The organism is Rhodococcus sp. 2H158 (assembly GCF_053764755.1).
Map to the genome: position 1 here is coordinate 101,553 of NZ_JBSNCE010000003.1, position 24,392 is coordinate 125,944.

Genomic DNA, 24,392 nt, shown 5'->3' on the forward strand with positions numbered 1-24,392 from the left:
CCGCGGTGGGCACCACTGGCACAACCAGCAGAAATGGGCAAAGGAGCGTAATTGTGACTGTCCGGGTAGGCGTGAACGGCTTCGGTCGTATCGGACGTAACTTCTTCCGGGCTGTCGAGGCGCAGAGGGCGCTCGGCACCACCGACATCGAGATCGTCGCGGTCAACGACCTCACCGACAACGCGACTCTGGCCCACCTGCTCAAGTACGACTCGATCCTCGGCCGCCTGCCGCAGGACGTCAGCCTCGACGGTGAGGACACCATCGTCGTCGGCGACCACCGCATCAAGGCGCTCGAGGTCAAGGAAGGCCCGGCCGCGCTGCCGTGGGGCGACCTGGGCGTGGACGTCGTCGTCGAGTCGACGGGCATCTTCACCGACGCGTCGAAGGCCAAGGGCCACCTCGACGCCGGCGCCAAGAAGGTGATCATCTCGGCGCCCGCCAAGGGCGAGGACCTCACCGTGGTGATGGGCGTCAACGACGACAAGTACGACGGCAGCCAGAACATCATCTCCAACGCCTCGTGCACCACCAACTGCCTCGGCCCGATCGCCAAGGTCCTCGACGACAGCTTCGGCATCGTCAAGGGCCTGATGACCACGGTCCACGCGTACACCCAGGACCAGAACCTGCAGGACGGCCCGCACAAGGACCTGCGCCGAGCCCGCGCCGCCGCCCTGAACGTCGTGCCCACCGGCACCGGCGCCGCCAAGGCCATCGGCCTCGTCCTGCCGCAGCTGGTCGGCAAGCTCGACGGCTACGCCCTGCGCGTGCCGATCCCGACCGGCTCGGTCACCGACCTGACCGCCAACCTCGCCACCCCGGCCTCCATCGAGGAGATCAACGCGGCGATGAAGGCGGCCGCCGAGGGCCCGCTCAAGGGCATCCTCAAGTACACCGAGGACGAGATCGTCTCCTCCGACATCGTCACCGACCCGCACTCGTCGATCTACGACGCCGGCCTGACCAAGGTCATCGACGACCAGGTCAAGATCGTCTCCTGGTACGACAACGAGTGGGGCTACTCCAACCGCCTGGTCGACCTCATCGGCCTGGTCTCGAAGTCCCTCTGACCGAACAGGACAGTCGAACAGTGGCAGTTCAGACCCTGAAGGATCTGCTCGACGCCGGCGTCGAGGGTCGTGGCGTGCTGGTGCGCTCGGACCTCAACGTCCCGTTGGACGGCGCGACGATCACCGACCCCGGCCGCATCGTCGCGTCCGCCCCGACGATCGCCGCGCTCGCCGAGGCGGGCGCGAAGGTCGTCGTCACCGCCCACCTGGGCCGGCCCAAGGGCGAGCCCGATCCGAAGTTCTCGCTCGCCCCGGTCGCGGCGAAGCTCGGTGAGGTGCTCGGCCGCAACGTCCAGCTCGCCGGCGACGTCGTCGGACAGGACGCGCTGGCCCGCTCGGAGGGCCTGACCGACGGCGACATCCTCCTGCTCGAGAACATCCGTTTCGATCCGCGCGAGACCAGCAAGGACGAGACGGAGCGGCAGGCACTGGCGCGCGAGCTCGTCGAGCTCGTCGGCGAGGACGGCGCGTTCGTCTCCGACGGATTCGGTGTGGTGCACCGCAAGCAGGCGTCGGTGTACGACGTGGCGAACCTGCTGCCGCACTACGCGGGCAACCTCGTCGCCGCCGAGGTCGGGGTGCTGGCCAAGCTCACGGCCGATCCGCAGCGGCCCTACGCGGTGGTGCTCGGCGGCTCGAAGGTCTCCGACAAGCTCGCCGTGATCGAGGCCCTCGCCCCCAAGGTCGACACCCTCGTCATCGGCGGCGGCATGTGCTTCACCTTCCTTGCGGCGCAAGGTATCTCGGTAGGCAACTCGCTGCTCGAGGAATCGATGACCGAGACCTGCAAGGGCCTGCTCGAGCGGTTCGGCGACGTCATCCACATCCCGCAGGACGTGGTCGTCGCCGACGCGTTCGCCGCCGACGCCGAGGCCAAGACGGTGCCCGTCACCGAGATCCCGGACGGCTGGATGGGCCTGGACATCGGCCCCGAGTCGGTGGCCCGGTTCGCCCAGTACCTCACCGGCGCCAAGACCGTGTTCTGGAACGGCCCGATGGGCGTGTTCGAGTTCGAGAAGTTCGCGGCCGGCACCAAGGGGGTCGCCGAGGCGATCGTCGAGGCCACCCGCGCCGGCGCGTTCAGCGTCGTCGGCGGTGGTGACTCGGCCGCGGCGGTGCGCCTGCTCGGCCTGCCCGAGGACGGGTTCTCGCACATCTCCACCGGCGGCGGCGCCTCCCTCGAGTACCTCGAGGGCAAGGAACTGCCCGGCATCGCTGCACTGGAGGCCTGAGATGACCCGAAAGCCGCTCATCGCCGGCAACTGGAAGATGAACCTCAACCACCTCGAGGCCATCGCCCTGGTGCAGAAGATCGCCTTCGCGCTGCCGGAGAAGTACCTCGAGAAGGTGGACGTGACGGTGCTGCCGCCGTTCACGGACATCCGCAGCGTCCAGACACTGATCGACGGCGACAAGCTGCTGCTCACCTACGGTGCCCAGGACGTCTCCGCCCACGACTCCGGCGCCTACACCGGCGAGATCAGCGGCGCGATGCTGGCCAAGCTGGGCTGCGCCTACGTCGTCGTCGGCCACTCCGAGCGGCGCACGCTGCACGGCGAGACCGACGAGATCGTGCTCGCCAAGACCAAGGCGGCCCTGCGGCACGGGCTGACCCCGATCGTCTGCATCGGCGAGGGCCTCGACATCCGCGAGGCCGGCCAGCACGTGTCCCACAACGTCGCCCAGCTGCGCGGGTCCCTCGCCGGGCTCTCGTCCGACGAGATCGCGAAGATCGTCGTCGCGTACGAGCCGGTGTGGGCCATCGGCACCGGCAAGGTGGCCTCGGCCGCCGACGCCCAGGAGGTGTGCGCCGCGGTGCGCGCCACCCTCGCCGAGCTCGCCTCCCCGGAGGTCGCCGCCGCCGTCCGCGTGCTCTACGGCGGCTCGGTCAACGCCAAGAACGTCGGCGAGCTCGTCGCCCAGCCCGACATCGACGGCGGTCTCGTCGGCGGCGCCTCGCTCAAGGCCGACGAGTTCGCACAGCTCGCCGCGATCGCCGCGGGCGGGCCGCTGTAAGCCACCCGCGGCGCCCTTCCGGATCCCCCCGAGGCCCGGAAGGGCGCCGCGGCGGCGCCCTGTAGTCTGGCGCCATGGCACTGTTCCTCGACATCCTGCTGATCACCACCAGCCTGCTGCTGATCCTGCTCGTGCTGCTGCATCGCGGTAAGGGCGGCGGTCTGTCCACCCTGTTCGGTGGCGGTGTCCAGTCCAGCCTGTCCGGCTCCAGTGTCGCCGAGAAGAACCTCGACCGGCTGACCGTCTTCACCGGCATCGTCTGGCTGATCGCCATCCTCGGCATCGGCCTGCAGATCAAGTTCAGCTGATCGCTCCGCACGACGGCGCGACCCGGAATTCCGGGTCGCGCCGTCGTGCGTCGGCCGCGATACTGACCGGATGACGGATACCGCCCGCCCGGCCGACCCCTCCGGGTCCCGCTCCGCCACCGAACCCCTGCGCCAGGACATCCGGCTGCTCGGCGGGATGCTGGGCCGCATCGTCCGGGAACAGGCCGGCGAGCACCTCTTCGCCCTCGTCGAACGCGCCCGCGTCGAGAGCTTCCGGGTGCGCCGCTCCGAGATCGACCGGGCCGAGGTCGCGGCGATGTTCGCCGACGTCCCCACCGACGACACCCTCCCCGTCATCCGCGCCTTCAGCCACTTCGCGCTGCTGGCGAACCTCGCCGAGGACCTGCACCGCGAACGCCGCCGCGCCGTGCACGTGCGCGCCGGGGAACCGTCCCAGGACAGCTCGCTGGCCGCCACCTACCGCAAACTCGACGCCGCCGAACTCGACCCCGCCGAGGTCGCCGCCGCGCTCGACGGTGCCCTCGTCTCCCCGGTGATCACCGCCCACCCCACCGAGACCCGCCGCCGCACCGTCTTCGACGTGCAGAGCCGCATCACCGACCTCATGCGCCGCCGCGAACGCGCCGAGCCCGACGAGCATTCCGACATCGACCTGCAGCTGTGGCGGCAGATCCTCACCCTGTGGCAGACCGCCCTCATCCGGCTCGCCCGCCTCCGCATCCAGGACGAGATCGAGGTCGGCCTGCGGTACTACGACGCCTCCCTGTTCCGCGTCGTCCCGGCCCTCAACGCCGAGGTCCGGCGCGCCCTGCGCGAACGCTGGCCCGGCGTCCCCCTGCTGCCGGACCCGTTGGTGCGCACCGGAACCTGGATCGGCGGCGACCGCGACGGCAACCCCAACGTCACCGCCGAGGTCGTCCACCGCGCCACCGACCGGGCCGCCGCGACCGCCCTCGGCCACCACCTCGCCGAGCTCGAACAGCTCGAACGGGAACTGTCGATGTCCGCGCGCCTGGTCCGCATCACCGACGACCTCGGCCGGCTCGCCGACGCCTCCGGTGACGACACCCCGTCGCGCGCCGACGAACCGTACCGCCGCGCGCTGCGCGGCATCCGCGGCCGCCTGACCGCCACCGCGGCGCGACTGCTGGACGAACCGCCCCCGCACGCGCTGCCGAGCCCACTGGCCGGCTACGACACCCCCGCCGACCTGCTCGCCGACCTCGACATCCTCGACGCCGCCCTGCGCGCCGGCGGCGGCGCCGCCCTCGCCGACGACCGGCTCGCGCACGTCCGCGGCGCCGTCGAGGCCTTCGGCTTCCACCTCGCCTCCCTCGACCTGCGGCAGAACTCCGAGGTGCACGGCCGGGTGATCGCCGAACTGCTCGCCTGGGCGGGCGTCACCGACGACTATCCGACCCTGTCCGAGGACGAGAAGGTCGCCCTGCTCGCCGCGGAGTTGCGCACCCGCCGTCCCCTCAGCGCGCCCGGCGCGCGGCTCGGCGCGGACACTACCCGCGAACTCGGCGTGCTGCGCGCCGCCGCCGACGCCGCCGCGCGCCTCGGACCCCAGGCGGTGCCGCACTACATCGTCAGCATGTGCGGGTCGGTGTCGGATCTGCTCGAGGCCGTGATCCTGCTCGACGAGGTCGGTCTCGTCGAGCACGACGTCGCGGGACCGCGCTGCCCGGTCGCGGTGATCCCGCTGTTCGAGACCATCGACGACCTGAGGCACGGCGCCGAGATCCTCACCGCCGCCCTTGCCGTCCCCGAGTTCCGCAACCTCGTCGACGCCGCCGGCGGCGTCCAGGAGGTCATGCTGGGCTACTCGGACTCGAACAAGGACGGCGGGTACCTCGCCGCGAACTGGGCGCTGTACCGGGCCGAACTCGACCTGGTGGAGGCCGCGCGCACCGCCGGGATCCGGCTGCGGCTGTTCCACGGCCGCGGCGGTACCGTCGGCCGCGGCGGTGGCCCGAGCTACGACGCGATCCTCGCGCAGCCGCCCGGGGCCGTCGCCGGCTCGCTGCGCCTGACCGAGCAGGGCGAGGTGATCGCGGCGAAGTACGCCGAGCCGAAGCTGGCGCGCCGCAACCTCGAATCACTCGTCGCCGCGACCCTCGAGTCCACCCTCCTCGACGTCGAGGGACTCGGCAGCAACGCCGCCCCGGCGTACGCGGTGCTCGACGAGCTCGCCGAACTCGCCCGCACCGCCTACAGCGACCTGGTACACGAGACCCCCGGCTTCGTCGAGTACTTCCGGACCGCCACGCCGGTCGCGGAGATCTGGGCCCTGAACATCGGCAGCCGGCCCACCTCCCGCAAGCCGACGTCGTCGATCGCCGACCTGCGGGCGATCCCCTGGGTGCTGGCGTGGACCCAGTCCCGGGTCATGCTGCCCGGCTGGTACGGCACCGGCACCGCCGTCGAGACCTGGATCGGCGGCGACGACGAGCGACTGGCCACCCTCACCGGCCTGTACCGCCGCTGGCCGTTCTTCCGCACCGTGCTGTCCAACATGGCGATGGTGCTGGCCAAGTCCGACCTCGGTCTCGCGGCGCGCTACGCCGAGCTGGTGCCCGATCCCGATCTGCGGCACCGGGTGTTCGACAAGATCACCGCCGAACACGACCGCACCGTGCGCACCTACCTGGCGATCACCGGGCACCCCGATCTGACCGCGGACAACCCGGCGCTGGCCCGATCAGTGCACAACCGCTTCCCGTACCTCGAGCCGCTCAACCACCTGCAGGTCGAGCTGCTGCGCCGGTTCCGCGCGGGCGAGGACACCGACCGGGTCCGCCGCGGCATCCAGCTGACGATGAACGGGCTCGCGACCGCGCTGCGTAACAGCGGCTAGCGGCGGGGCGACAGCGGCTGGCGCCGGGCGACAGCGGCGGAACGCCGGGGCCGTGCCCGCTCAGCGGGAAGACGGCGCCCCGAACGGCCGTGAGCCCGCTACAACGGGACAGGTGACACACGACCGCGAACAGATCATCGAACGGCTCGCCGAGCTCGCCGCCGCCCTCGACCGCCGGGACTGGGATGCCCTCGGTGCCGCCTTCACCGACTCTGCCACCGGCTACGGTGCCTCGGGCCGCGACGGCATCGTCGCCGTGGTCCGCGCGCACCTCGGCGGCTGCGGACCGTCGCAGCATCTGCTGGGAAACCACCGTGTCGAGGTCGACGGCGACCGGGCCCGGTCGCTGACGTATGCCCGCGTCCACCATCAGGGCGCAGGTCCGGCCGCCGCAGCGAGTTACGAGTGTTTCGGCGAGTACGACGATCGGTGGACCCGCACCCGGGACGGCTGGCGCCTGACCTCACGCACCTTCACCGTGTCCCACGACCTCGGCGACATCGGCGTGCTCCGGCCCGGCTGATCTCCGGACCGCGCCGTGGTCCCGGCAGCGACGGGAGTCAGGGCGTGACGATCGCGAAGTCCGGATCCACCGGTGCGAGCACCTCGAAGAGCCGGCTCGCCACCGTCGGGTCCCCCGTCACCGCGATCGTCCCGTCCGCGAGGGCCGTCGCCGGATCCAGCTGCCCGGTGAGGGCACCGATCAGGGTGCGGCGGGTGAGGGTGAACACCGTGCTGCCCGGCAGCGGCGCGTCGACGGTCCGGTGGTTGAGCACGCCGTGCCGCAGCTCCGTGAGATACGTGATCCCGAGGTCGGTGAGGATCCACGAGATCACGAGCCGCAGGTCCCACGCGCGCGGCCCGTCCACCCGCACGGCCAGGGTGTCGAAGAGCTGCGGGACGGTCAGCGCATCGAGGAAGTCGCCCGAGGACTGCACGGGCGAGCCGAAGATCCCGTCGCGGAGTTCCTTCGCGCCGGCCAGGTAGATGCAGCGCCAGGTGCCGTTCTCGGCGCCGTACGCGAGTTGCTCCATCGCGTCGGCCTGCAGGGCCCGGGCGGCCCGGTCGGTGTCGTCGGTGAACAGCAGATGCTTGCAGACCTCGAGCACCCAGCGGTAGTCGCCCTCCTCGAAGGCGCCCCGCGCGACGGCGAGGGCGGCGTCGGCGCCGCCCATGGCGTCGACGTACCGGCGGGCCGCCTCGACCGGGGGATGCGCCCACAGGTTGGCGGGATTGCCGTCGTACCACCCCATGTACCGCTGGTAGATCGCCTTGACGTTGTGGCTCACCGAGCCGTAGTAGCCGTGGGTGTGCCACGCGGCCGCCAGGGCCGGGGGCATCTCGAACCGCTCGGCGATCTCCGCGCCCACGAGCCCCTGGTTCATCATCCGCAGCGTCTGATCGTGCAGGTACAGGTACATGTCGCGCTGCACGGACAGGAATTCGAGCGCACGCTCGCGGCCCCATGTCGGCCAGTGGTGCGAGGCGAACACGACGTCGAGCGCGTCGCCCCACAGGCCGATCGTCTCGTTGAGGTAGTGGCCCCAGGCGTGCGCGTCGCGCACCACCGCGCCGCGCAGCGTGAGGATGTTGTGCATGGTGTGGGTGGCGTTCTCCGCCGCGCACAGCGCACGCCGATCGGGGAACCAGATGTTCATCTCGGCCGGGGCCTCGGTGCCGGGGGTGAGCTGGAAGACCATCCGCACCCCGTCGACGGTGAGTTCCTGCCCGGTCGCGGTGATGTCGACGGTCGGCGCGATGAGGGTGACGGTGCCGGCCGAGGTGGTCTGGCCCAGCCCGGCCCCGATCTGACCGGCCGGACCCTTCTCGAGCGCCGCGCCGTACATGTAACCCGAGCGGCGTGACATCGCCGTGCCGGCGAAGAGGTTCTCCGCCACCGCGTGTTCGAGGAACCCGGCCGGGGCGACGACGGGGACCGTCCCGGCCTCGACGAGATCCGGGTCGAGCACACCCTTGACACCGCCGAAGTGGTCGACGTGGGAGTGGGTGTAGATCATCCCGGAGACGGGTCGGTCGCCGCGGTACCCGCGGTACAGGGCCAGGGCGGCCGCGGCGGTCTCCGCGCTGATCAGGGGGTCGATCACGATCACCCCGGCATCGCCCTCGACGACGGTCATCACCGACAGGTCGAATCCGCGCAACTGGTAGATCCCCGGCACCACCTCGAACAGGCCGTCCTCGGCGAGCAGCCGTCCCTGCCGCCACAGGCTCGGATGCGCCGTCTCCGGCGCGGACCCGTCGAGGAACGCGTAGGCGTCGAGGTCCCACACCACCTGCCCGTCCGCGCCGGTGATCCGCCGCTGCTCGCTGCGGCCGACGAACCCGCGCGTCACATCGTCGGAGTCCTGCCTGTCGTCCGCGGGCAGTGCGGCCACCGCGGCCTGCAGGTTCCGCCGGGTCGTCTCGCTGGCACCGCCTGCGGTCATGACGCCGCCCTCCTCGGAATCTCGACTGTGTCGAGGGTACGGTCGGCCCGTCGCGGCGGGTGCACGGAATCGGGGAATCCGTCGCCGGCGCTACCCGCCGCCGGCGAGGCGGCCGAACCCGTGCCGACGGAGCGTTCGGCTCCGGTGGTGCGCGGGCGCAGTCACCGACCCGGCCCGTCGGCCTGGTCCAGTTCGACGCGGGCAGCGGTGACCGCCGCCTCGACGGTCGGATGCGCGTGAGCGAGCAAGGCCTCGTCCCCGGCGGCGACGAGCAGGTCGCGGACCACCCCGCTGTCGCGGGCCAGGCACAGACGGATTCCGCGGTGGCCGAGGTCGTCGGCGAGCCGGCCCAGCACCCGTGCGGTGTTCAACGGTACTCGTCGGCGAGGTCGAGGTAGCCGTCCCAGCGGGGCAGGGAGCGGCCGGCGAGCACGGCGTCGAGCCGGTCGAGATAGTACTGCCAGCCGGGCCCGACCTCCGAGGTCTCCGACCGCGGTACGTGCCGGTGGGAGAACTCGAGCGTGGTGACGACACCCACCTGCTTCAAGGTGACCTCGAGATGCCACCCGTCCTGGTCGACGCCGAGGCCGTGGGGTGGGTCGCAGCGCAGGATCCGCACGTCCGTCGTCGCCGTGTCGTGCTCGTCGGTCATCGTCAGCCGCACCCGTCCGGAGGTGGGGTCGCCCGTCCACCGTCCGTACCAGAGTTCGAGCCGGTGCGACTCGGTCAGCGCCGCCCACACCTCGCCCACCGGCAGCGCGAAACTGCGCACGTAGTGCAGGGTCACGAGCGAGGACCCGTCCGGACAGCCGTGCTCGGGACGGATCTCGCCGAGGACGGTGGTCGGGGTGCTCATCGAACGCTCCTTTCCACACAGTGCTGTCCCCATTGTGATCCGCCGGGTGTCACCCTGCCGGGTTTGCGTCGGACCGACTCGGCGGGGAACCGCCGGGGTGGCCGCGGCGTCGAACGAGGCAGGGAACACCACAGGGGAGGAGCCCCACAATGGACCGTAGGACGGTGCGATGCAGCCGTGCCCGCCTCACCGGGCTGCACGCGACCCGCAACCCGAGCTGGGCAGCGCGCCTGCGCTGCGGCGTGACCGACGGCTGCCGGCCCCCGGATCCACGGGCGGGCGAGCCCGACCGTGACGGACCGCGGCGGTGACGGTCAGTCGGCGGGCAGTGCCGCGGCGGCCTCCGCGTCGAGGAACCACACGGTCTGCTCGCGGCCCCGCGCCCCGGCCGCCGGGACGTCCGCCGGGGCGGCGCCGCCCACCGCGGCCGCGACGGCCTCGGCCTTGGCCGCACCGGTGACGAGCAGCCACACCTGCCGGGCGCGACGGATCGCGGGGAGGGTGAGCGTGACCCGCGCGGCGGGCGGCTTGGGGGAGTCCTCGACGCCGACGACGAAGCGGTCCTGCTCGCGCACCGCGTCGGTGTGCGGGAACAGGGAGTTGACGTGGCCCTCGCCGCCCATGCCCAGCAGGTGCACGTCGAACTCGGGGGTCGTGCCGTCGGGGGAGTTCGCGGCGAGCACCTCCTCGTACGTGCGCGCCGCCGAGTCGGGGGAACCGGCCCCGGCCTCGTCGAGGGTGGGCATCGCGTGCACCCGCGCCGGATCGAGCGGCACGTGGTCGAGCAGCGCCGCGCGGGCCTGGACCTCGTTGCGCTCCGGATCGCCCGGCGGCAGGTATCGCTCGTCGCCGAAATACACGTCCACCGCGGACCAGTCGATCCCACCGGGGGCACGCAGGACCGCATCGAGCACGGCGATGCCGGTGCCGCCACCGGTGAGCACCACCGAGGCGCGGCCGCGGGCGTGCTGCGCGGCGACCACGGTCTCGACGAAGGCTGCGGCGGCCGCTCGCGCGACGTCGTCGCCCGTCTCGCAGCGCCGCACGCGGACGTTCTGGGAAGTGTCGTGCACGTCAGACATACTCCACCTTGGACAGGGCGGTCAGGGCCGAGTGGTACACCTCGTCGGGGTCGAGCCGCCGCAGTTCCTCGGCGAGGCATTCCGAGGAGTCGCGGCGTGCGAGCGTGATCAGCGAATCCGGTTTACCGGTGCGCCGCAACGTCGCGACACGCCCGTCCTGGGGTCGCTCGAGCGAGATCGTCTGGGTGCGGGTGCGCAATTCGACCCGCAGATCGCCCACCGCGCGCTGGACCGGGCCGTCGATCCGGCTCGCGAGCCAGCCCGCGAGCAGATCCACCGCCGGTTCGCTGCCGAGCCCCGACACCAGCGCCGACTCGATCGGCTCGAACGGCGGCTGGTCGAGCGCGGAGACGAGCAACGCCCGCCAGTAGGTGATCCGGCCCCACGCGAGGTCGGTGTCGCCGGGGGTGTAGCCGGGCAGCCGGGAGACGATCTCGGCCATGGGGCGCGACGAGTTCGTCGCGTCCGTCAGGCGACGCACGGCGAGCCGGCCCACCGGATCCGCCGCGGGCACCTCCGGGGGTGTGTTCGGCCACCACACCACCACCGGGGTGTCCGGCAGCAGGAACGGCACGATCACCGATTCCTGGTGGTCGGCGAGCGGGCCGTGCAACGCGAGGATCAGCACCTCCGAGGCGCCGGCGTCGCCGCCGATGCGGATCTCCGCATCCATGCGCGGTTCGCCGCCCGCGCGGCCGCGGCCGACGACGATCACGCGGCACGGATGCTCCCGCGACGCCCCGATGGCCGCGGTGATCGCGGCCTCGAGGCCGCGCGGACCGTCGGTGCACACCACCAGCGTGAGCACGCGCCCCTGCGTGACGATGCCCCCGGTCTGCCGCAGCTGGACCAGCTGCTTGCTGATGTCGATCGCGGTCGCGTTGCGCAACTGCATTCTCACGGGCGCCTCCATTCGCGGCCCGAGCGCCGGAGCATCTCGTCGGCCGACGACGGTCCCCAGGTGCCGGCCTCGTACGGGTCGGGCTTACCGTGTGCCGCCCAGTGCTCGAGCACCGGGTCGAGGATCTTCCACGACAGCTCGACCTCGTCGTCGACGGGGAAGAGGGACGGCACGCCGAGCAGCACATCGAGGATGAGCCGTTCGTACGCCTCGGGGGAGGACTCGGTGAACGCCTGGCCGTAGCTGAAGTCCATGTTGACGTCGCGGACCTCCATGCTCGACCCGGGCACCTTGGAGCCGAAGCGGAGGGTGACACCCTCGTCCGGCTGCACCCGGATCACGAGTGCGTTCTGGCCGAGCTCGGTGGTCATCGTCTGGTCGAACGGTAGGTGCGGGGCCCGCTTGAACACGATCGCGATCTCGGTGACGCGCCGGCCCAGGCGCTTGCCGGTGCGCAGGTAGAACGGCACTCCGGCCCAGCGGCGGGTGTCGATCTCGCACGTGATCGCCGCGTACGTCTCGGTGGTCGAGTCGGCCGCGAAGCCCTGCTCCTCGTGCAGACCGACGGCCTGGCCGCCGTTCTGCCAGCCCGCGATGTACTGGCCGCGGGCGGTGGTCTCGTCGAGGGGCTCGGCGAGCCTGGTCGCGGAGAGCACCTTGATCTTCTCCGCCCGCAACTCCGCCGGGTCGAAGCTGATCGGTTCCTCCATGGCGATGAACGCGAGCAGCTGCAACAGGTGGTTCTGGATCACGTCCCGGGCGGCGCCGATGCCGTCGTAGTAGCCGGCGCGGCCGCCGAGGCCGATGTCCTCGGCCATCGTGATCTGGACGTGGTCGACGTAGTGCGCGTTCCACAGCGGGTCGAACAGCTGGTTCGCGAACCGCAACGCCAGGATGTTCTGCACCGTCTCCTTGCCGAGGTAGTGGTCGATGCGGAACACCGCCTCCTCGGGGAACACCTCGGCGACCAACCGGTTCAGCTCCCGGGCGCTCGTCAGGTCGTGGCCGAACGGCTTCTCGATGATCACGCGGCTCCACGTGCCCTCCCGCGCGATCGCGAGCCCGGACTGCTTCAGCTGCGCCGACACCACCGGGAACGCATTCGGCGGGATGGACAGGTAGAAGGCGTGGTTGCCGCCCGTGCCGCGGGCCTTGTCCAGTTCGGCGAGCGTCGAGGCGAGCTCGGCGAACGCGGCGTCGTCGTCGAAGCTGCCCTGCACGAAGCGAATGCCCTCGGCCAGGCGGTTCCACACCTCCTCGCGAAACTTGGTGCGCGAGTTGGCCTTCACCGCGTCGTGGACGACCCGGCCGAAGTCCTCGTCGACCCAGTCCCGCCGGGCGAAGCCGACGAGCGCGAACCCGGGCGGCAGCAGGCCGCGGTTGGCCAGGTCGTACACCGCCGGCATCAGCTTGCGACGGGCCAGGTCGCCGGTGACCCCGAAGATCACCAGGGCGCACGGCCCGGCGATACGGGGCAGCCGCCGATCTCGCTCGTCCCGGAGTGGGTTGACCCACGCCGCCGTCTCGGGTTCGCGCACCGCGTCAGCTCTTCGCGCCGTGCGCGATCAGCTGCTCGGAGGTGGCGGCGAGCAGCTCGTTCCAGGACACCTCGAACTTCTCGACGCCCTCGTCCTCGAGCTTGCGGAACACCTCGGGCAGGTTCACCCCGATCGTCGACAGCGCGGAGAACACGTTCTCGGCGGCCTTCTCGGTGCCGGTGACCGTGTCGCCGGTGACCTCGCCGTGGTCGGCGACGGCCGCGAGGGTCTTCTCCGGCATGGTGTTGACCGTGTGCGGGGCGACCAGCTCGGTGACGTACAGGGTGTCCGAGTAGTCCGGGTTCTTCACCCCGGTCGACGCCCACAGAGCGCGCTGCGACTGCGCCCCGGCGGCGGCGAGCTGCTCGAACCGGGCACCCGACTCGAACGCCCGGCGGTACGCCGCGTACGCCAGGCGGGCGTTGGCGACGCCGGCCTTGCCGCGCAGCGCAAGGGCCTCGGGGGTGCCGATGGCCTCGAGCCGCGCGTCGATCTCGGTGTCGACGCGGGAGACGAAGAACGAGGCCACCGAGTGGATCGTCGACAGGTCGTGGCCGGCCGACTTGGCGGCGGTCAGGCCGTCGAGGTAGGCCTCGATGACCCGCTCGTAGCGCTCGACCGAGAAGATCAGCGTCACGTTCACGCTGATGCCCTCGCCGATCACGCGGGCGATGGCGGGCAGGCCGGCCACCGTCGCGGGGATCTTGATGAGCAGGTTGGGGCGGTCCACGATGCGCCACAGCTCGATCGCCTGCTGCACGGTCGCGTCGGTGGAGTGCGCCAGCCGCGGGTCGACCTCGATGGAGACGCGGCCGTCGACGCCGCCGGTGGCCTCGAACACCGGGGCCAGGACGTCGCACGCGGCGCGCACGTCGTCGGTGGTGACGGTGCGGATAGTGGTGTCCACGTCGGCGCCGGCCAGGGCGAGCTCACGGACCTGGGCGTCGTAGACGTGACCCTTGCTGAGCGCGGCCTGGAAGATCGACGGGTTGGTGGTCACGCCCACGACGCTACGGGTGGCGATCAGCTCGGCAAGGTTGCCGGACTCGATGCGGTCCCGGGAGAGGTCGTCGAGCCACACGGACACACCGGCGGCCGAGAGCTGGGCGAGGTTCTCGTTCTGGGTTACCTGCTGGGTCATCGGGATCATCCCTTCACTCGGGTCAGCGAGCGGCGGGCGGCGTCGACGACGGCCTCGGCGGTGATGCCGAACTCGCGGAACAGGGTCTTGTGGTCGGCGGAGGCGCCGAAGTGCTCGAGCGAAACGGCCTCGCCGGCGTCGCCGAGCAGGCGGTACCACGGCATCGCCAGGCCGGCCTCGACGGAGACGCGGGCACGCACCGCCGGCGGCAGCACCTCGTCGCGGTACGCCTGGTCCTGCTCGAGGAACCAGTCGAGGACCGGCACCGACACCACACGGGTGGGGACGCCGTCGGCCTCGAGGACCTCGCGGGCCGCGACGGCGAGCTGCAACTCCGAGCCGGTGCCGAGCAGCACCACCTCCGGGGTGCCGGTGGACGCCTCGGCCAGCACGTACGCGCCGCGGGCCAGGCCCTCGGCGGCCTTCTCGCGGGTGCCCTCGAGCACCGGCACGTCCTGGCGGGTCAGGGCCAGGGCGGTCGGGCCGGTCTTGTTCTCCAGCGCGGCGGCCCACGCGAACGAGGTCTCGTTCGCGTCGCCGGGGCGGATCACGGCCAGGTTGGGGATGGCGCGCAGCGCCGTGAGGTGCTCGACCGGCTGGTGGGTCGGGCCGTCCTCGCCGAGGCCGATCGAGTCGTGGGTCCACACGTAGATCGCCGGGGTCTGCATGAGCGCGGCGAGCCGCACCGCGGGACGCATGTAGTCGCTGAACACCAGGAAGGTGCCGCCGTAGGGGCGGGTCGGGCCGTGCAGGGCGATGCCGTTGAGGATCGAGCCCATCGCGTGCTCGCGCACGCCGAAGTGCAGCGTCCGCCCGTACGGCTGGGCGTTCCAGTCCTTCGTGGAGATCGACACCGGGCCGAACGAATCCGAGCCGGGGATCGTGGTGTTGTTCGAGCCCGCCAGGTCCGCCGAACCGCCCCACAGCTCGGGCAGCACCGGGCCGAGCGCGGCGAGGGCGCTGCCCGACGCCTTACGGGTGGCCGGGCCCTTGGCGGCCGGCTCGTAGGTGGGCAGCACCTCGGTCCAGCCGGCCGGGAACTCCCCGGACTGCAACCGGTCGAACAGCTCCTTGCGCTGCGGCTCCCGGCCGGCCCACGCGTCGAACTCGGCCTGCCATGCGGTGCGGGTCGCCGCACCGCGCTCGACGACGCCGCGGGTGTGCTCGATCACGGCCGGGTCGACGTCGAAGTGCTTGGCGGGGTCGAAGCCGAGGGCGGTCTTGACTGCGGCGACCTCGTCGGCGCCGAGGGCGGCGCCGTGCACGTCGCCGGTGTTCATCTTGGTCGGCGCCGGGTAGCCGATGATGGTGCGCAGCACGACGAGCGACGGCTTGTCGGTGACGGCCTTGGCGGCCTCGACGGCGTCGAGGATCGCGGTGACGTTCTCGCCGCCCTCGACGGTCTGCACGTGCCAGCCGTACGCCTCGTAGCGCTTGGCGACGTCCTCACCGAGGGCGATCGCCGTGTCGTGCTCGATGGAGATCTTGTTGTCGTCGTAGAAGACGATCAGGTTGCCGAGCTGCTGCACGCCCGCGAGGGACGAGGCCTCCGACGTCACGCCCTCCTCGATGTCGCCGTCGGAGGCGAGGACGTAGACGTGGTGGTCGAACGGGCTCGCGCCGGTCGCCGCGTCCGGATCGAACAGGCCGCGTTCGCGGCGCGCCGCCATCGCCATGCCCACGGCGGAGGCCAGGCCCTGCCCGAGCGGGCCGGTGGTCATCTCCACCCCCGCGGTATGCCCGAACTCGGGGTGGCCAGGGGTCTTCGAACCCCACGTGCGCAGCGCCTCGAGGTCGGCGAGCTCGAGCCCGTAGCCCGACAGGTACAGCTGGATGTAGAGGGTCAGGCTCGAGTGCCCGCACGAGAGCACGAACCGGTCCCGCCCCACCCAGTGCGGGTCGGTCGGGTCGTGCCGCATCACCTTCTGGAACAGCGTGTAGGCCACCGGGGCGAGGCTCATCGCCGTGCCGGGGTGTCCGTTACCCACCTTCTGGACCGCGTCGGCGGCGAGCACGCGGGCGGTGTCGACGGCCTTGGTGTCGAGGTCGGTCCAGTCGGCGGGGTGCACTGCCTGGGTGAGAGAGCGGATCTCGTCTGTGATCGACACGAGCAGAAGTCTCCTGACATGGGTATACGGGGAGCGTGCGGGCGCGAAAGCCTCGAGCGCACCTCCAGAGTAATGTGCTGCGCTTTGCGGGTCGATTCGGTCCGGGCCTGTGCGACGTCTACCATCGTTCGTAGTAGGGCGACGGCGAGCGAAGGTGCGTAATCGCGTGGTGCAAGGAGACAGGGTGCGGGCAGGGCAACGGCCGGGAGGACACGGCTTCGGCGCCCCCGAGACACCCCGGGCGCCTCGCCCCGACACGGTGTGGGGACGCGTTTCGGGCACGGTGCTCGCCTATATCGCGCTGACCAAGCCGCGCGTGATCGAGCTGCTGCTGGTGGCGACCATCCCGGCGATGCTCTTCGCCGACCGTGGCGAGGTCGACCTGGTGCTCATCCTGAGCACCCTTTTCGGCGGGTGGATGGGCGCGGCCAGTGCGAATGCGCTGAACTGTGTCGTCGACGCCGACATCGACAAGGTGATGAAACGGACGGCGCTGCGGCCGCTGGCCCGGCAGGCCGTCCCGACCCGGCACGCGTTCGTGTTCGGCATGGTGCTCGGCGTCGTGTCGTTCCTGTGGCTGTGGTGGCGGGCGAACCTGCTCGCCGGCCTGCTCGTCGTTGCCACGATCGCCTTCTACGTGCTGGTCTACACGATGGTCCTCAAGCGCAGGACCTGGCAGAACGTGGTGTGGGGCGGGGCCGCCGGGTGCATGCCGGTGATGGTCGGCTGGGCCGCGGTCACCGGCTCGCTGAGCTGGGAACCGATCGTGCTGTTCCTGGTGATCTTCTTCTGGACGCCGCCGCACACGTGGGCCCTGGCGATGCGCTACAAGGAGGACTACAAGGCCGCCGGCGTGCCCATGCTGCCCGTGATCGCGAGCGAGCAGCACGTCACCAAGCAGATCCTGCTCTATACGTGGGCGACCGTCCTGGCGACGCTGGTGCTCGTGCCGGCCGCCGGCCTGGTGTACGCGGTGGTGACCGTCGCCGCGGGCGCGTGGTTCCTGCTCGTCGCGCATCAGCTGTACCGCAGCGTCCGGGGCGGGGCGGCGGTCAAGCCGCTCAAGCTGTTCCTGCAGTCCAACAACTACCTCGCCCTGGTGTGCCTGGGCCTGGCCGTGGACTCGGTGCTCGACCTGCGCACCATCGCCTCGTTCTTCTGATCCGCGTCCGCGCGGCGCCGGGGCCGAGCGAGTGTATCGTCCGCTGCCGCTGAGCGACGGAACGATACATTCGCTCGGAGCGGCCCTCAGGGGATCAGGACGATCGAGCCGGTCGTGCGGCGGGCCTCGAGGTCCCGGTGTGACTGCTCCGCCTGCGCCAGCGGGTACCGGGCGCCGACACGGACGGTCAGGGTGCCGTCGGCGACGGCGGCGAACACGTCGCCTGCCCGCCACATCAGCTCCTCGCGCGTCCGCACGTGGTGCGCGAGCGTGGGGCGGGTGACGTACAGCGAGCCGGCCGGGTTGAGCCGCTGCAGGTCGAACGGCGGCACCGGGCCGCTGGCGGCGCCGAACAGCGCCAGCGTGCCGCGGATGCGCAGCGATGCGAGCGACGACTCGAACGTGGCGGCGCCGACCCCGTCGTAGACGGCCGCGACGCCCTCCCCGCCGGTGAGGTCACGGACCCGCTCGGCGAGGTCGTCGGTGTAACGCAGCACCTCGGCCGCGCCCGCCTCCCTCGACAGGGCCTCCTTCTCGTCGGTGGAGACGGTCGTGATCACCCGCACGTCCTTCGCGGCGGCGAGCTGGGTGAGCAGCAGGCCCACGCCGCCGGCGCCCGCGTGGACCAGCACCGTCTCGCCGGGCTGCGCCGGATAGGTCGAATTCAACAGGTAGTGCGCGGTCATGCCCTGGAGCAGCGCCGACGCGGCCTGCTCGGCGGGAACGGGGTCGGGCACCGGTACGGCCACCGCCGCCGGCACGAGCACCTGCTCGGCGTAGGAACCGTCGGCCGACGCCCAGCTCACCCGGTCGCCGACCCCGACGTCGGCCACGCCCGCACCGACCGCGACGACGCGGCCGGTGCCCTCGGTCCCGGGGACGTACGGCAGCGCCCGCGGGTACAGCCCGGTGCGGAAGTAGGTGTCGATGAAGTTGATGCCCACGGCGTCGGTCCGTACCAGCAGCTGACCTGGGCCGGGCTCGGGAGCCGGGAGGTCGACGAGGGTGAGGACCTCGGGGCCGCCGAACCGTGCCACTTCGATTGCGCGCATGCGTTCACAGTATTCTGCAGGCATGAGCGATTCTGCAGGCATGAGCGCCGATACTCAGGTCGTGGCCGCACCGGCCGACATCGTGAAGTCCTTCCGCAGCTTCGTCGCCGCGCACGGCGGCTCCGCCAAGGCGGTGCTGCAGCCGGTCGCGCGGGGTGCGGTGCGCATCACCCTCGTCGCCGAGGACGGGGTGCTCGGGGACCGGGTGGTGCGGGATCTCGCCACCGCGCACGCCGTGGTCGAGGCGTTGCCGGACGTCACCGTCTCGGAGTGGGACCGGGAGGTGACCAGCATCGCGACCCCGCAGCAGGGCCACTGGAAGAAGATGGCCGGCTGGGTGGCCAACCAGACCCGGTTCCCGCGGGCGCGCAACGAGCGCTGACCGATCCTCGAACGGCTCCGGGGGCCGCCCGCCACGGGCGGCCCCCGGAGCCGTTCCTCCGTATCGCGTGCGCCGGCGTCAGACGGTGACCGGTTCGCGGACCGGTTCGGTGGTGCGGACCCGCCCGGCCGCCCACACCGCCGCCGTGGCGGCCGTGCACAGCCCGGCACCGGCGACGTGCACGGCGACGAGTGCGGCGGGCACGTCGGTGAAGTACTGCACGACCCCGACGAGGGCCTGGGCGACGACGAGGGCGAGCAGCACGTGCAGGCGTTTCTTCACCGGGTGGGGGGCGGCGACGGCGTACAGCGCGAAGGCCAGGCCGACGAGCAGGCCGAGGTATCCGACGAGCAGCTCGGCGTGCAGGTGCACCAGCGACTCGATGTCCATCTCGAGGCGCGGCACCGGCCTGTCGGCGCTCTTGTCGCCGGCGTGCGGGCCGGCGCCGGTGACCATCGTGCCCGCGACGAGCACCCCGGCGAGCAGCGCGGCGGACAGGGCGGTGAGGGTCCGCAGCGGGCGGGGGATCGTCTCCACGACCACCCCGTCGTCGGACTCGCCGACCTTCGCGTACAGCAGCACCGCGAGCCACACCATCAGCATCGACGCCAGCAGGTGCACCGCCACGGTCCACCAGGCCAGGCCGGCGAGCACGGTGATGCCGCCGATGACGGCCTGCAGGACGGTGCCGGCGGGCATCAGCCAGGCATAGGTGAGGACCTCGCGGCGGCGCCGGGCGCGGGTCACGGCCAGCACGACCGCCGCGGCGGAGGCGACGACGACGAAGGTCAGCAGCCGGTTGCCGAACTCGACGACCTGGTGCAGGGTGGCGACCTCCTCGGAGACGCCGACGGGCACGAAGCTGCCCGGGAAGCACTGCGGCCAGGTGGGGCACCCCAGGCCGGACGCGGTCACGCGGACGATCGACCCGGTCACGGCGATACCGCCCTGGGTCAGGATCGCGATCAGCGCGAGCAGCCGCTGGCTCCGCAGGGACGGCAGGGGCAGACGGTCGACAAGGCTCAGAAAGCCGCGATACAGCACATGACGATGGTACGGGCCGATCCACTACAGGCTGTAGTGGGGTGGTGTTCCGGGTCAGACGAAGCGGAACAGCCGGCTCGCCAGGAAACCGCCGACGGCCGCCCACGCGCCGAGGATCGTGACGGCCAGCCAGTCGATGCTGCCGCGCAGCGCGTCGTCGAGGGCGAGGGCGAGCGCCCCCGACGGGACCAGGCGGGCCACGTGCACCACCGCCTCGTGCAGGCCGTCGCCGGCGAGGACGACGCTGCCGATGCCGAGGAGCACGAACCAGATGATGTTGGCCAGGGCCAGCACGATCTCGGCGCGCAGCGTGCCGCCGAGCAGCAGGCCCAGGGTCGCGAACGTCACGGTGCCCAGCGCGATGACGACGGCCCCGAGAAGCAGCCCGACCGGCTCGGGGCGCCAGCCGAGGGCGAGGCCGATGCCGCCCAGCAGAATCGATTGCAGCGCGACGACGAGCGCGACCGCGCCGCTCTTGCCTGCGATGATGCCCCACTTCGGCAGGGCGGTGGCACCGAGTCTTTTCAATGCACCGTATCTGCGGTCGAATCCGACCGCGATGGCCTGCCCGGTGAACGCCGTGGACATCACCGCGACCATCATCACGGCCGGCAGGACCCGGTCGACCCGGGTGGCGCCGAGGTCGCCGATCGGGAGCAGGGTGAGCCCGATCAGCAGGGTGATCGGGATGAACATCGTCAGCAGCAGCTGCTCGCCGTTGCGCAGCAGCAGCAGCAGTTCCATGCGGGTCTGCGCGGCGAGCATCGCCGCCGGGGCGTTCGGCCGGGGCCGCGGGCTGAAGGTGCCGGGGGCGAACCGGTTGGCCGCCAGCCGCTCGTGCGACATGCTCATCCTCGGATCTCCCGTCCGGTCAGGTCCAGGAACACGTCCTCGAGGCTGCGCTGGTCCACCCGGATCTCGCTGGCCAGGACGCCCTGGTCCGCGCACCACGACGCGGCCACCGCGACGACCTGCGGATCGATGGGGCCCTCCACCAGGTACCGGCCGGGACCGGCCTCACGCACCCGGAACGTGTCCGGCAGGGCGGCGCGCAGGGGAGCGAGGTCCAGACCCGCGGCGGCGGTGAGCCACAACTGGCCCTCCGCGCCGGTGCGGGCGACCTCGGCGGGGGTGCCGGCGGCCACGATCCGGCCGTGATCGATGATGACGACCTCGTCGGCGAGCTCCTCCGCCTCGTCCATCAGGTGCGTGGTGAGCAGCACCGCGACTCCGTCGCGCCGCAGGGCGTCGATCAGTTCCCAGACCAGCAACCGCGCCTGCGCGTCCAGACCCGCGGTCGGCTCGTCGAGGAAGACGAGTTCCGGCCGACCGACGAGCGCGCACGCCAGCGCGAGCCGCTGCTGCTGCCCGCCGGACAGCCGCCGGTACGGGGTGCGGCGGGCCTCCTCGAGCCCGAGGCTGCGCAGCAGCCAGGCCGGATCCAGCGGATCCGCGGAATAGGCAGCCACCAGATCGAGCATCTCCCCGGCCTTGGACCCCGGGTAGGCGCCGCCGCCCTGCAGCATGACCCCGATCCGCGGGCGCAGGGCCTCCGAGTCGGCGATCGGGTCGAGCCCGAGGACGCGCACGGTGCCGGAATCGGGTGCGACGAAGCCCTCGCACATCTCCACGGTGGTGGTCTTGCCGGCACCGTTGGGGCCGAGCAGCGCGAGTACCTGGGCGCGTTCGACGGTCAGGTCGAGGCCGTCGACCGCGGTGAGGTCGCCGAATCGCTTGACGACGCCCTCCAGGCGTACGGCGGGTGGCGCAGCGACGGGGGATCTCGAGGTCACGAGGTTCCAGCGTAGGCGCCGGGCGAATCGGCGGGACGCGGTGGTGCGTCCTCCTCGTCGCGCCAGGGCAGCCGGTTGCGGGTGGCGAAGATGGCCAGGCCCACGACGACGACCGTCGCGATGGCCGCCTGGACGATGATGAACGGCTGGTACTCACCGCCGTTGGGCATGAGGATCACGCTCACCAGCGACGAGAACGCCACCGTCGGGAGCCGGAAGATCGGCCGGGTGGCCCACGCGGCCAGGGGGATCACCGCCCACAGCAGGTACCACGGCTGCACCACCGGGAACAGCAGCACGATCGCGCCGAGGGACACCCCGAGCGCGCCGACGGGATGCAGCCGGCCGGTGAGCACCGCCAACATCATTCGCACCGTGACCAGCGCCGCGATCAGCGCGGCGACGGGCCGGGTGAGCGACAGGATCGCGGTGGTGTGGTCGCCGAGCCCGAGCAGCACCCCGGCCAGGCCGGTGCCCAGGCCGAGCAGCGTCGGGATGGACATCCAGCTGCGCACCTCGGTTGCGGTGCCGAGCGTCTGGGTCCAGCCGAAGCCGAGGCCGCTGCCCCAGCTGACCGCGCCCACGACGACGGCGGCGACCACGGCGAGCAGTGCGGCGGCGGCGGCCACGGCGCGCAGGGTGCCGCCCCAGCGGTGCGCGAGCGCCATCCCGACGAAGCCGAGGGCGAGCAGCGACGGGACCTTCACCATCGACGACAGCGCGATCACGGCGGAACCGGCCAGCAGCCAGGCGAGTGCCCGGCCGCGCAGCGGCCCCGCCGGATCGGGGGTGTGGATGCCGCGCAGTGCCAGCTCGAGGCCGGCGAGCATGAGACCGAGCATCAGGGCCTCGTTGTGGATGCCGGCGACGAGGTGGAACAGCAGCAGCGGGTTGGCCGCGCCGAGCCACAGGGCGCTGACGGAGGCGACGCCGCAGCGGCGCGCGAGCCGCGGCAGCGCCCACACGATCAGCGCGACCCCGACGAGCGCGGAGACGCGGTGCAGGAAGACCCCGGCCACGATGTTCTCGCCGGTCAGGTCGGTGATGCGCTGCCCCAGCCACAGGATCGCCGGCCCGTAGGGGGCGGGGGTGTCACGCCAGATGTTGGGCACGGTACGGGTCAGGACGTGGTCGACGCCCAGGGCGCCGGCCGGGCCGATCCCGTACGGGTCGAGTCCGCGGGCGGCGATCTCGCTCTGCGCGAGATACGAGTACACATCCTTGCTGAACATCGGGGGTGCCACGATCAACGGCAGGATCCACAGCAGCAGCGTGCGGTCGAGCTGGGAGCGGGTGAGCCGGCGGGGCACCCCGTCCGGGTCGCGGCGGCCGATCGCGAAGCGGCCGAGCAGCAGCCACGCGAGGACCACCAGCACGGTGCCGGTCATGGTGAGGGTCAGGGCGGCGCTGGGCATGCGCGCGGGCAGCCCGAGCAGGCGCAGACCCTGGACGGGATTCTGCAGCACCGGCTGCGCGCCGGCGCCGAGCGCGCCGACCGCCATGAGCACGGTGCCCGCCGCGCCGAACAACCGGATCCGGTGCAACTGGGTGGTCTCGGTGGCGTCGAGGCCGCGGCCCTCGAGTTCGTCGCCGTGCAGGATCGCGGCCACGGCCGGGTCGCCGCCGCGATCGTCGAGTCCGAGGGCGCGGCGGCCGAGTTCCACGGCACGGGCTCCGAGGTCCGCGGCGCGGCGGCTCGGCGCCGGGCCGGTCGGGTCGGGTTCCACGGTGGACTGCGGCACCCGAGCAGCGTAGCGGGGCCGGGGACCGGGGCCCCGCCGCCAGTTAGGTAGGGCACCCTTTGTGGACCGGCCCGGGGAATTCCGTCACACTGGTGTTGTGAAAACGACGTCCGATGCCCGGGTGCACGAGGAACGCGCAGGTCACACGCCTGTCGCCGCGTTCCCGGTCACCCAGGCGCCGGGCGCGCACGAGGGCCAGACCCGGGCGGCGGTGGTGCAGCTGCTGCTCGAGGACGGCCCGATCACGGCCACCGAGATCGGTGCCCGGCTCGGCCTGAGCGCGGCCGGGGTGCGCCGCCACCTCGACGCCCTCATCGACACCGGCGAGGCCCAGGCTGCTCCGCCGCCGCGGCGGGAGGGCCGGGGACGGGGACGTCCGGCGCGCCGATTCCAGCTCACCGCGGTGGGCCGGGCCCGGCTGGGACACTCCTACGACGACCTCGCCAGTGCCGCGATGCGGCACCTGCGGGAGGTCGGCGGCGAGGCCGCCGTCGAGGACTTCGCCCGGCGGCGCGTGCAGTCCATCCTCGGCGGGGTCCCGCCCGCGGAGTCCGGGAGCGCCACCGAGATCGAGGCCACCGCGGAGGACATCGCGGCGGCGTTCACCGACGCGGGGTTCGCGGCGTCGACCCGGCGGGTGGGCACCGGCGTGCAGATCTGCCAGCACCACTGCCCGGTCTCGCACGTGGCCGAGCAGTTCCCGGAGCTGTGCGAGGCCGAACGGGAGGCGTTCACCGAGATCCTGGGCACCCATGTGCAGCGGCTGGCGACCATCGCCAACGGCGACAGTTTCTGCACCACCCACGTCCCGGTGCTGCCGCCGGACATCGGCAAGACCTGAGCACGACCCGCTTCCCCCCGACAGAGCAACACGTTGTCCGCCGGCGAGCAGCCCTCGCCGGTAC

The 24,392-nt window shown here is 72.0% G+C and carries 22 protein-coding genes; 9 read left to right on the forward strand and 13 right to left on the reverse strand.

Going from position 1 to position 24,392, the window contains the following annotated elements:
* Nucleotides 1-53 precede the first annotated feature (53 nt).
* From gap to ACWPOB_RS03930, 6 genes are all read left to right on the forward strand, one after another.
* Nucleotides 54-1,073 (forward strand): type I glyceraldehyde-3-phosphate dehydrogenase, encoded by a 1,020-nt coding sequence (gap, locus tag ACWPOB_RS03905; protein ID WP_006937692.1) that lies wholly within the window; start codon nucleotides 54-56, stop codon nucleotides 1,071-1,073.
* 20 nt (nucleotides 1,074-1,093) lie between these two features.
* Entirely contained in the window at nucleotides 1,094-2,305 is a 1,212-nt protein-coding gene (locus tag ACWPOB_RS03910) for a phosphoglycerate kinase (protein ID WP_455399959.1), read from the forward strand.
* A gap of 1 nt (nucleotide 2,306) precedes the next feature.
* Nucleotides 2,307-3,089: a triose-phosphate isomerase gene (gene tpiA / locus ACWPOB_RS03915; RefSeq protein WP_455399960.1), complete on the forward strand. Its 783-nt coding sequence runs from the start codon at nucleotides 2,307-2,309 to the stop codon at nucleotides 3,087-3,089.
* Between the two features lie 74 nt (nucleotides 3,090-3,163).
* The gene (secG, locus tag ACWPOB_RS03920; protein WP_003939471.1) at nucleotides 3,164-3,397 is read left to right on the forward strand and encodes a preprotein translocase subunit SecG; all 234 of its coding nucleotides are present in this window, start codon (nucleotides 3,164-3,166) and stop codon (nucleotides 3,395-3,397) included.
* 70 nt (nucleotides 3,398-3,467) lie between these two features.
* A complete protein-coding gene (ppc, locus tag ACWPOB_RS03925; RefSeq protein ID WP_455399961.1) occupies nucleotides 3,468-6,239 on the forward strand; it encodes a phosphoenolpyruvate carboxylase in 2,772 nt (923 codons plus the stop codon).
* Between the two features lie 112 nt (nucleotides 6,240-6,351).
* Entirely contained in the window at nucleotides 6,352-6,762 is a 411-nt protein-coding gene (locus tag ACWPOB_RS03930) for a nuclear transport factor 2 family protein (protein ID WP_100058292.1), read from the forward strand.
* A gap of 37 nt (nucleotides 6,763-6,799) precedes the next feature.
* Here ACWPOB_RS03930 and ACWPOB_RS03935 read toward each other — a convergent pair whose 3' ends face one another.
* The 8 genes from ACWPOB_RS03935 to tkt all read right to left on the reverse strand — a co-directional run bounded on the left by ACWPOB_RS03935 (nucleotide 6,800) and on the right by tkt (nucleotide 16,312).
* Nucleotides 6,800-8,686 (reverse strand): alkyl/aryl-sulfatase, encoded by a 1,887-nt coding sequence (locus ACWPOB_RS03935; RefSeq protein ID WP_455399962.1) that lies wholly within the window; start codon nucleotides 8,684-8,686, stop codon nucleotides 6,800-6,802.
* Nucleotides 8,687-8,847: 161 nt separating this feature from the next.
* The gene (locus ACWPOB_RS03940; protein ID WP_100058293.1) at nucleotides 8,848-9,057 is read right to left on the reverse strand and encodes a hypothetical protein; all 210 of its coding nucleotides are present in this window, start codon (nucleotides 9,055-9,057) and stop codon (nucleotides 8,848-8,850) included.
* The gene (locus tag ACWPOB_RS03945; protein WP_100058294.1) at nucleotides 9,054-9,542 is read right to left on the reverse strand and encodes an SRPBCC domain-containing protein; all 489 of its coding nucleotides are present in this window, start codon (nucleotides 9,540-9,542) and stop codon (nucleotides 9,054-9,056) included. Before ACWPOB_RS03945 ends, ACWPOB_RS03940 begins: the two co-directional genes overlap by 4 nt.
* A gap of 314 nt (nucleotides 9,543-9,856) precedes the next feature.
* Nucleotides 9,857-10,624, reverse strand: a complete 768-nt coding sequence (pgl, locus tag ACWPOB_RS03950; protein WP_455399963.1) for a 6-phosphogluconolactonase — start codon at nucleotides 10,622-10,624, stop codon at nucleotides 9,857-9,859.
* The gene (gene opcA, locus ACWPOB_RS03955) at nucleotides 10,617-11,525 is read right to left on the reverse strand and encodes a glucose-6-phosphate dehydrogenase assembly protein OpcA (RefSeq protein ID WP_373566476.1); all 909 of its coding nucleotides are present in this window, start codon (nucleotides 11,523-11,525) and stop codon (nucleotides 10,617-10,619) included. Before opcA ends, pgl begins: the two co-directional genes overlap by 8 nt.
* Nucleotides 11,522-13,063 (reverse strand): glucose-6-phosphate dehydrogenase, encoded by a 1,542-nt coding sequence (gene zwf / locus ACWPOB_RS03960; RefSeq protein ID WP_100057360.1) that lies wholly within the window; start codon nucleotides 13,061-13,063, stop codon nucleotides 11,522-11,524. Before zwf ends, opcA begins: the two co-directional genes overlap by 4 nt.
* 4 nt (nucleotides 13,064-13,067) lie before the next feature.
* The gene (tal, locus tag ACWPOB_RS03965) at nucleotides 13,068-14,204 is read right to left on the reverse strand and encodes a transaldolase (protein ID WP_455399964.1); all 1,137 of its coding nucleotides are present in this window, start codon (nucleotides 14,202-14,204) and stop codon (nucleotides 13,068-13,070) included.
* Between the two features lie 5 nt (nucleotides 14,205-14,209).
* Entirely contained in the window at nucleotides 14,210-16,312 is a 2,103-nt protein-coding gene (gene tkt, locus ACWPOB_RS03970) for a transketolase (protein WP_455399965.1), read from the reverse strand.
* A gap of 184 nt (nucleotides 16,313-16,496) precedes the next feature.
* Between tkt and ACWPOB_RS03975 the strand changes: the two genes are divergently transcribed.
* Complete coding sequence (locus ACWPOB_RS03975) at nucleotides 16,497-17,474, forward strand: heme o synthase (protein WP_100057358.1); 978 nt, start codon at nucleotides 16,497-16,499, stop codon at nucleotides 17,472-17,474.
* Nucleotides 17,475-17,560: 86 nt separating this feature from the next.
* Here ACWPOB_RS03975 and ACWPOB_RS03980 read toward each other — a convergent pair whose 3' ends face one another.
* Nucleotides 17,561-18,526, reverse strand: a complete 966-nt coding sequence (locus tag ACWPOB_RS03980; protein WP_455399966.1) for a quinone oxidoreductase family protein — start codon at nucleotides 18,524-18,526, stop codon at nucleotides 17,561-17,563.
* 40 nt (nucleotides 18,527-18,566) lie between these two features.
* On the opposite strand from ACWPOB_RS03980, the gene ACWPOB_RS03985 reads away from it, so the two are divergent.
* Nucleotides 18,567-18,908 (forward strand): hypothetical protein, encoded by a 342-nt coding sequence (locus tag ACWPOB_RS03985; RefSeq protein ID WP_029543642.1) that lies wholly within the window; start codon nucleotides 18,567-18,569, stop codon nucleotides 18,906-18,908.
* A gap of 78 nt (nucleotides 18,909-18,986) precedes the next feature.
* Here the strand turns inward: ACWPOB_RS03985 and ACWPOB_RS03990 are convergent, their stop codons facing one another.
* The 4 genes from ACWPOB_RS03990 to mptB are packed head-to-tail and all read right to left on the reverse strand — an operon-like array spanning nucleotide 18,987 to nucleotide 23,487.
* A complete protein-coding gene (locus ACWPOB_RS03990; protein WP_455399967.1) occupies nucleotides 18,987-19,952 on the reverse strand; it encodes a COX15/CtaA family protein in 966 nt (321 codons plus the stop codon).
* 54 nt (nucleotides 19,953-20,006) lie between these two features.
* Nucleotides 20,007-20,804, reverse strand: a complete 798-nt coding sequence (locus ACWPOB_RS03995; protein WP_455399968.1) for an ABC transporter permease — start codon at nucleotides 20,802-20,804, stop codon at nucleotides 20,007-20,009.
* A complete protein-coding gene (locus tag ACWPOB_RS04000; RefSeq protein WP_006939255.1) occupies nucleotides 20,801-21,745 on the reverse strand; it encodes an ABC transporter ATP-binding protein in 945 nt (314 codons plus the stop codon). The genes ACWPOB_RS03995 and ACWPOB_RS04000 overlap by 4 nt, the downstream gene beginning before the upstream one ends.
* The gene (gene mptB / locus ACWPOB_RS04005) at nucleotides 21,742-23,487 is read right to left on the reverse strand and encodes a polyprenol phosphomannose-dependent alpha 1,6 mannosyltransferase MptB (RefSeq protein WP_455399969.1); all 1,746 of its coding nucleotides are present in this window, start codon (nucleotides 23,485-23,487) and stop codon (nucleotides 21,742-21,744) included. The genes ACWPOB_RS04000 and mptB overlap by 4 nt, the downstream gene beginning before the upstream one ends.
* Nucleotides 23,488-23,548: 61 nt before the next feature.
* Between mptB and ACWPOB_RS04010 the strand changes: the two genes are divergently transcribed.
* Nucleotides 23,549-24,328, forward strand: coding sequence for a helix-turn-helix transcriptional regulator (locus ACWPOB_RS04010; RefSeq protein WP_455399970.1), 780 nt, complete (start codon nucleotides 23,549-23,551; stop codon nucleotides 24,326-24,328).
* Nucleotides 24,329-24,392 lie beyond the last annotated feature (64 nt).

Bases quoted from the DNA above. Each gene is read 5' to 3' on its own strand.
- ACWPOB_RS03980 (WP_455399966.1), bottom strand. From the start codon at position 18,526: ATGCGCGCAATCGAAGTGGCACGGTTCGGCGGCCCCGAGGTCCTCACC.
- ACWPOB_RS03985 (WP_029543642.1), top strand. From the start codon at position 18,567: ATGAGCGCCGATACTCAGGTCGTGGCCGCACCGGCCGACATCGTGAAG.
- tal (WP_455399964.1), bottom strand. From the start codon at position 14,204: ATGACCCAGCAGGTAACCCAGAACGAGAACCTCGCCCAGCTCTCGGCC.
- ACWPOB_RS03935 (WP_455399962.1), bottom strand. From the start codon at position 8,686: ATGACCGCAGGCGGTGCCAGCGAGACGACCCGGCGGAACCTGCAGGCC.
- pgl (WP_455399963.1), bottom strand. From the start codon at position 10,624: ATGTCTGACGTGCACGACACTTCCCAGAACGTCCGCGTGCGGCGCTGC.
- ACWPOB_RS03945 (WP_100058294.1), bottom strand. From the start codon at position 9,542: ATGAGCACCCCGACCACCGTCCTCGGCGAGATCCGTCCCGAGCACGGC.
- ppc (WP_455399961.1), top strand. From the start codon at position 3,468: ATGACGGATACCGCCCGCCCGGCCGACCCCTCCGGGTCCCGCTCCGCC.
- ACWPOB_RS03995 (WP_455399968.1), bottom strand. From the start codon at position 20,804: ATGAGCATGTCGCACGAGCGGCTGGCGGCCAACCGGTTCGCCCCCGGC.
- tpiA (WP_455399960.1), top strand. From the start codon at position 2,307: ATGACCCGAAAGCCGCTCATCGCCGGCAACTGGAAGATGAACCTCAAC.
- secG (WP_003939471.1), top strand. From the start codon at position 3,164: ATGGCACTGTTCCTCGACATCCTGCTGATCACCACCAGCCTGCTGCTG.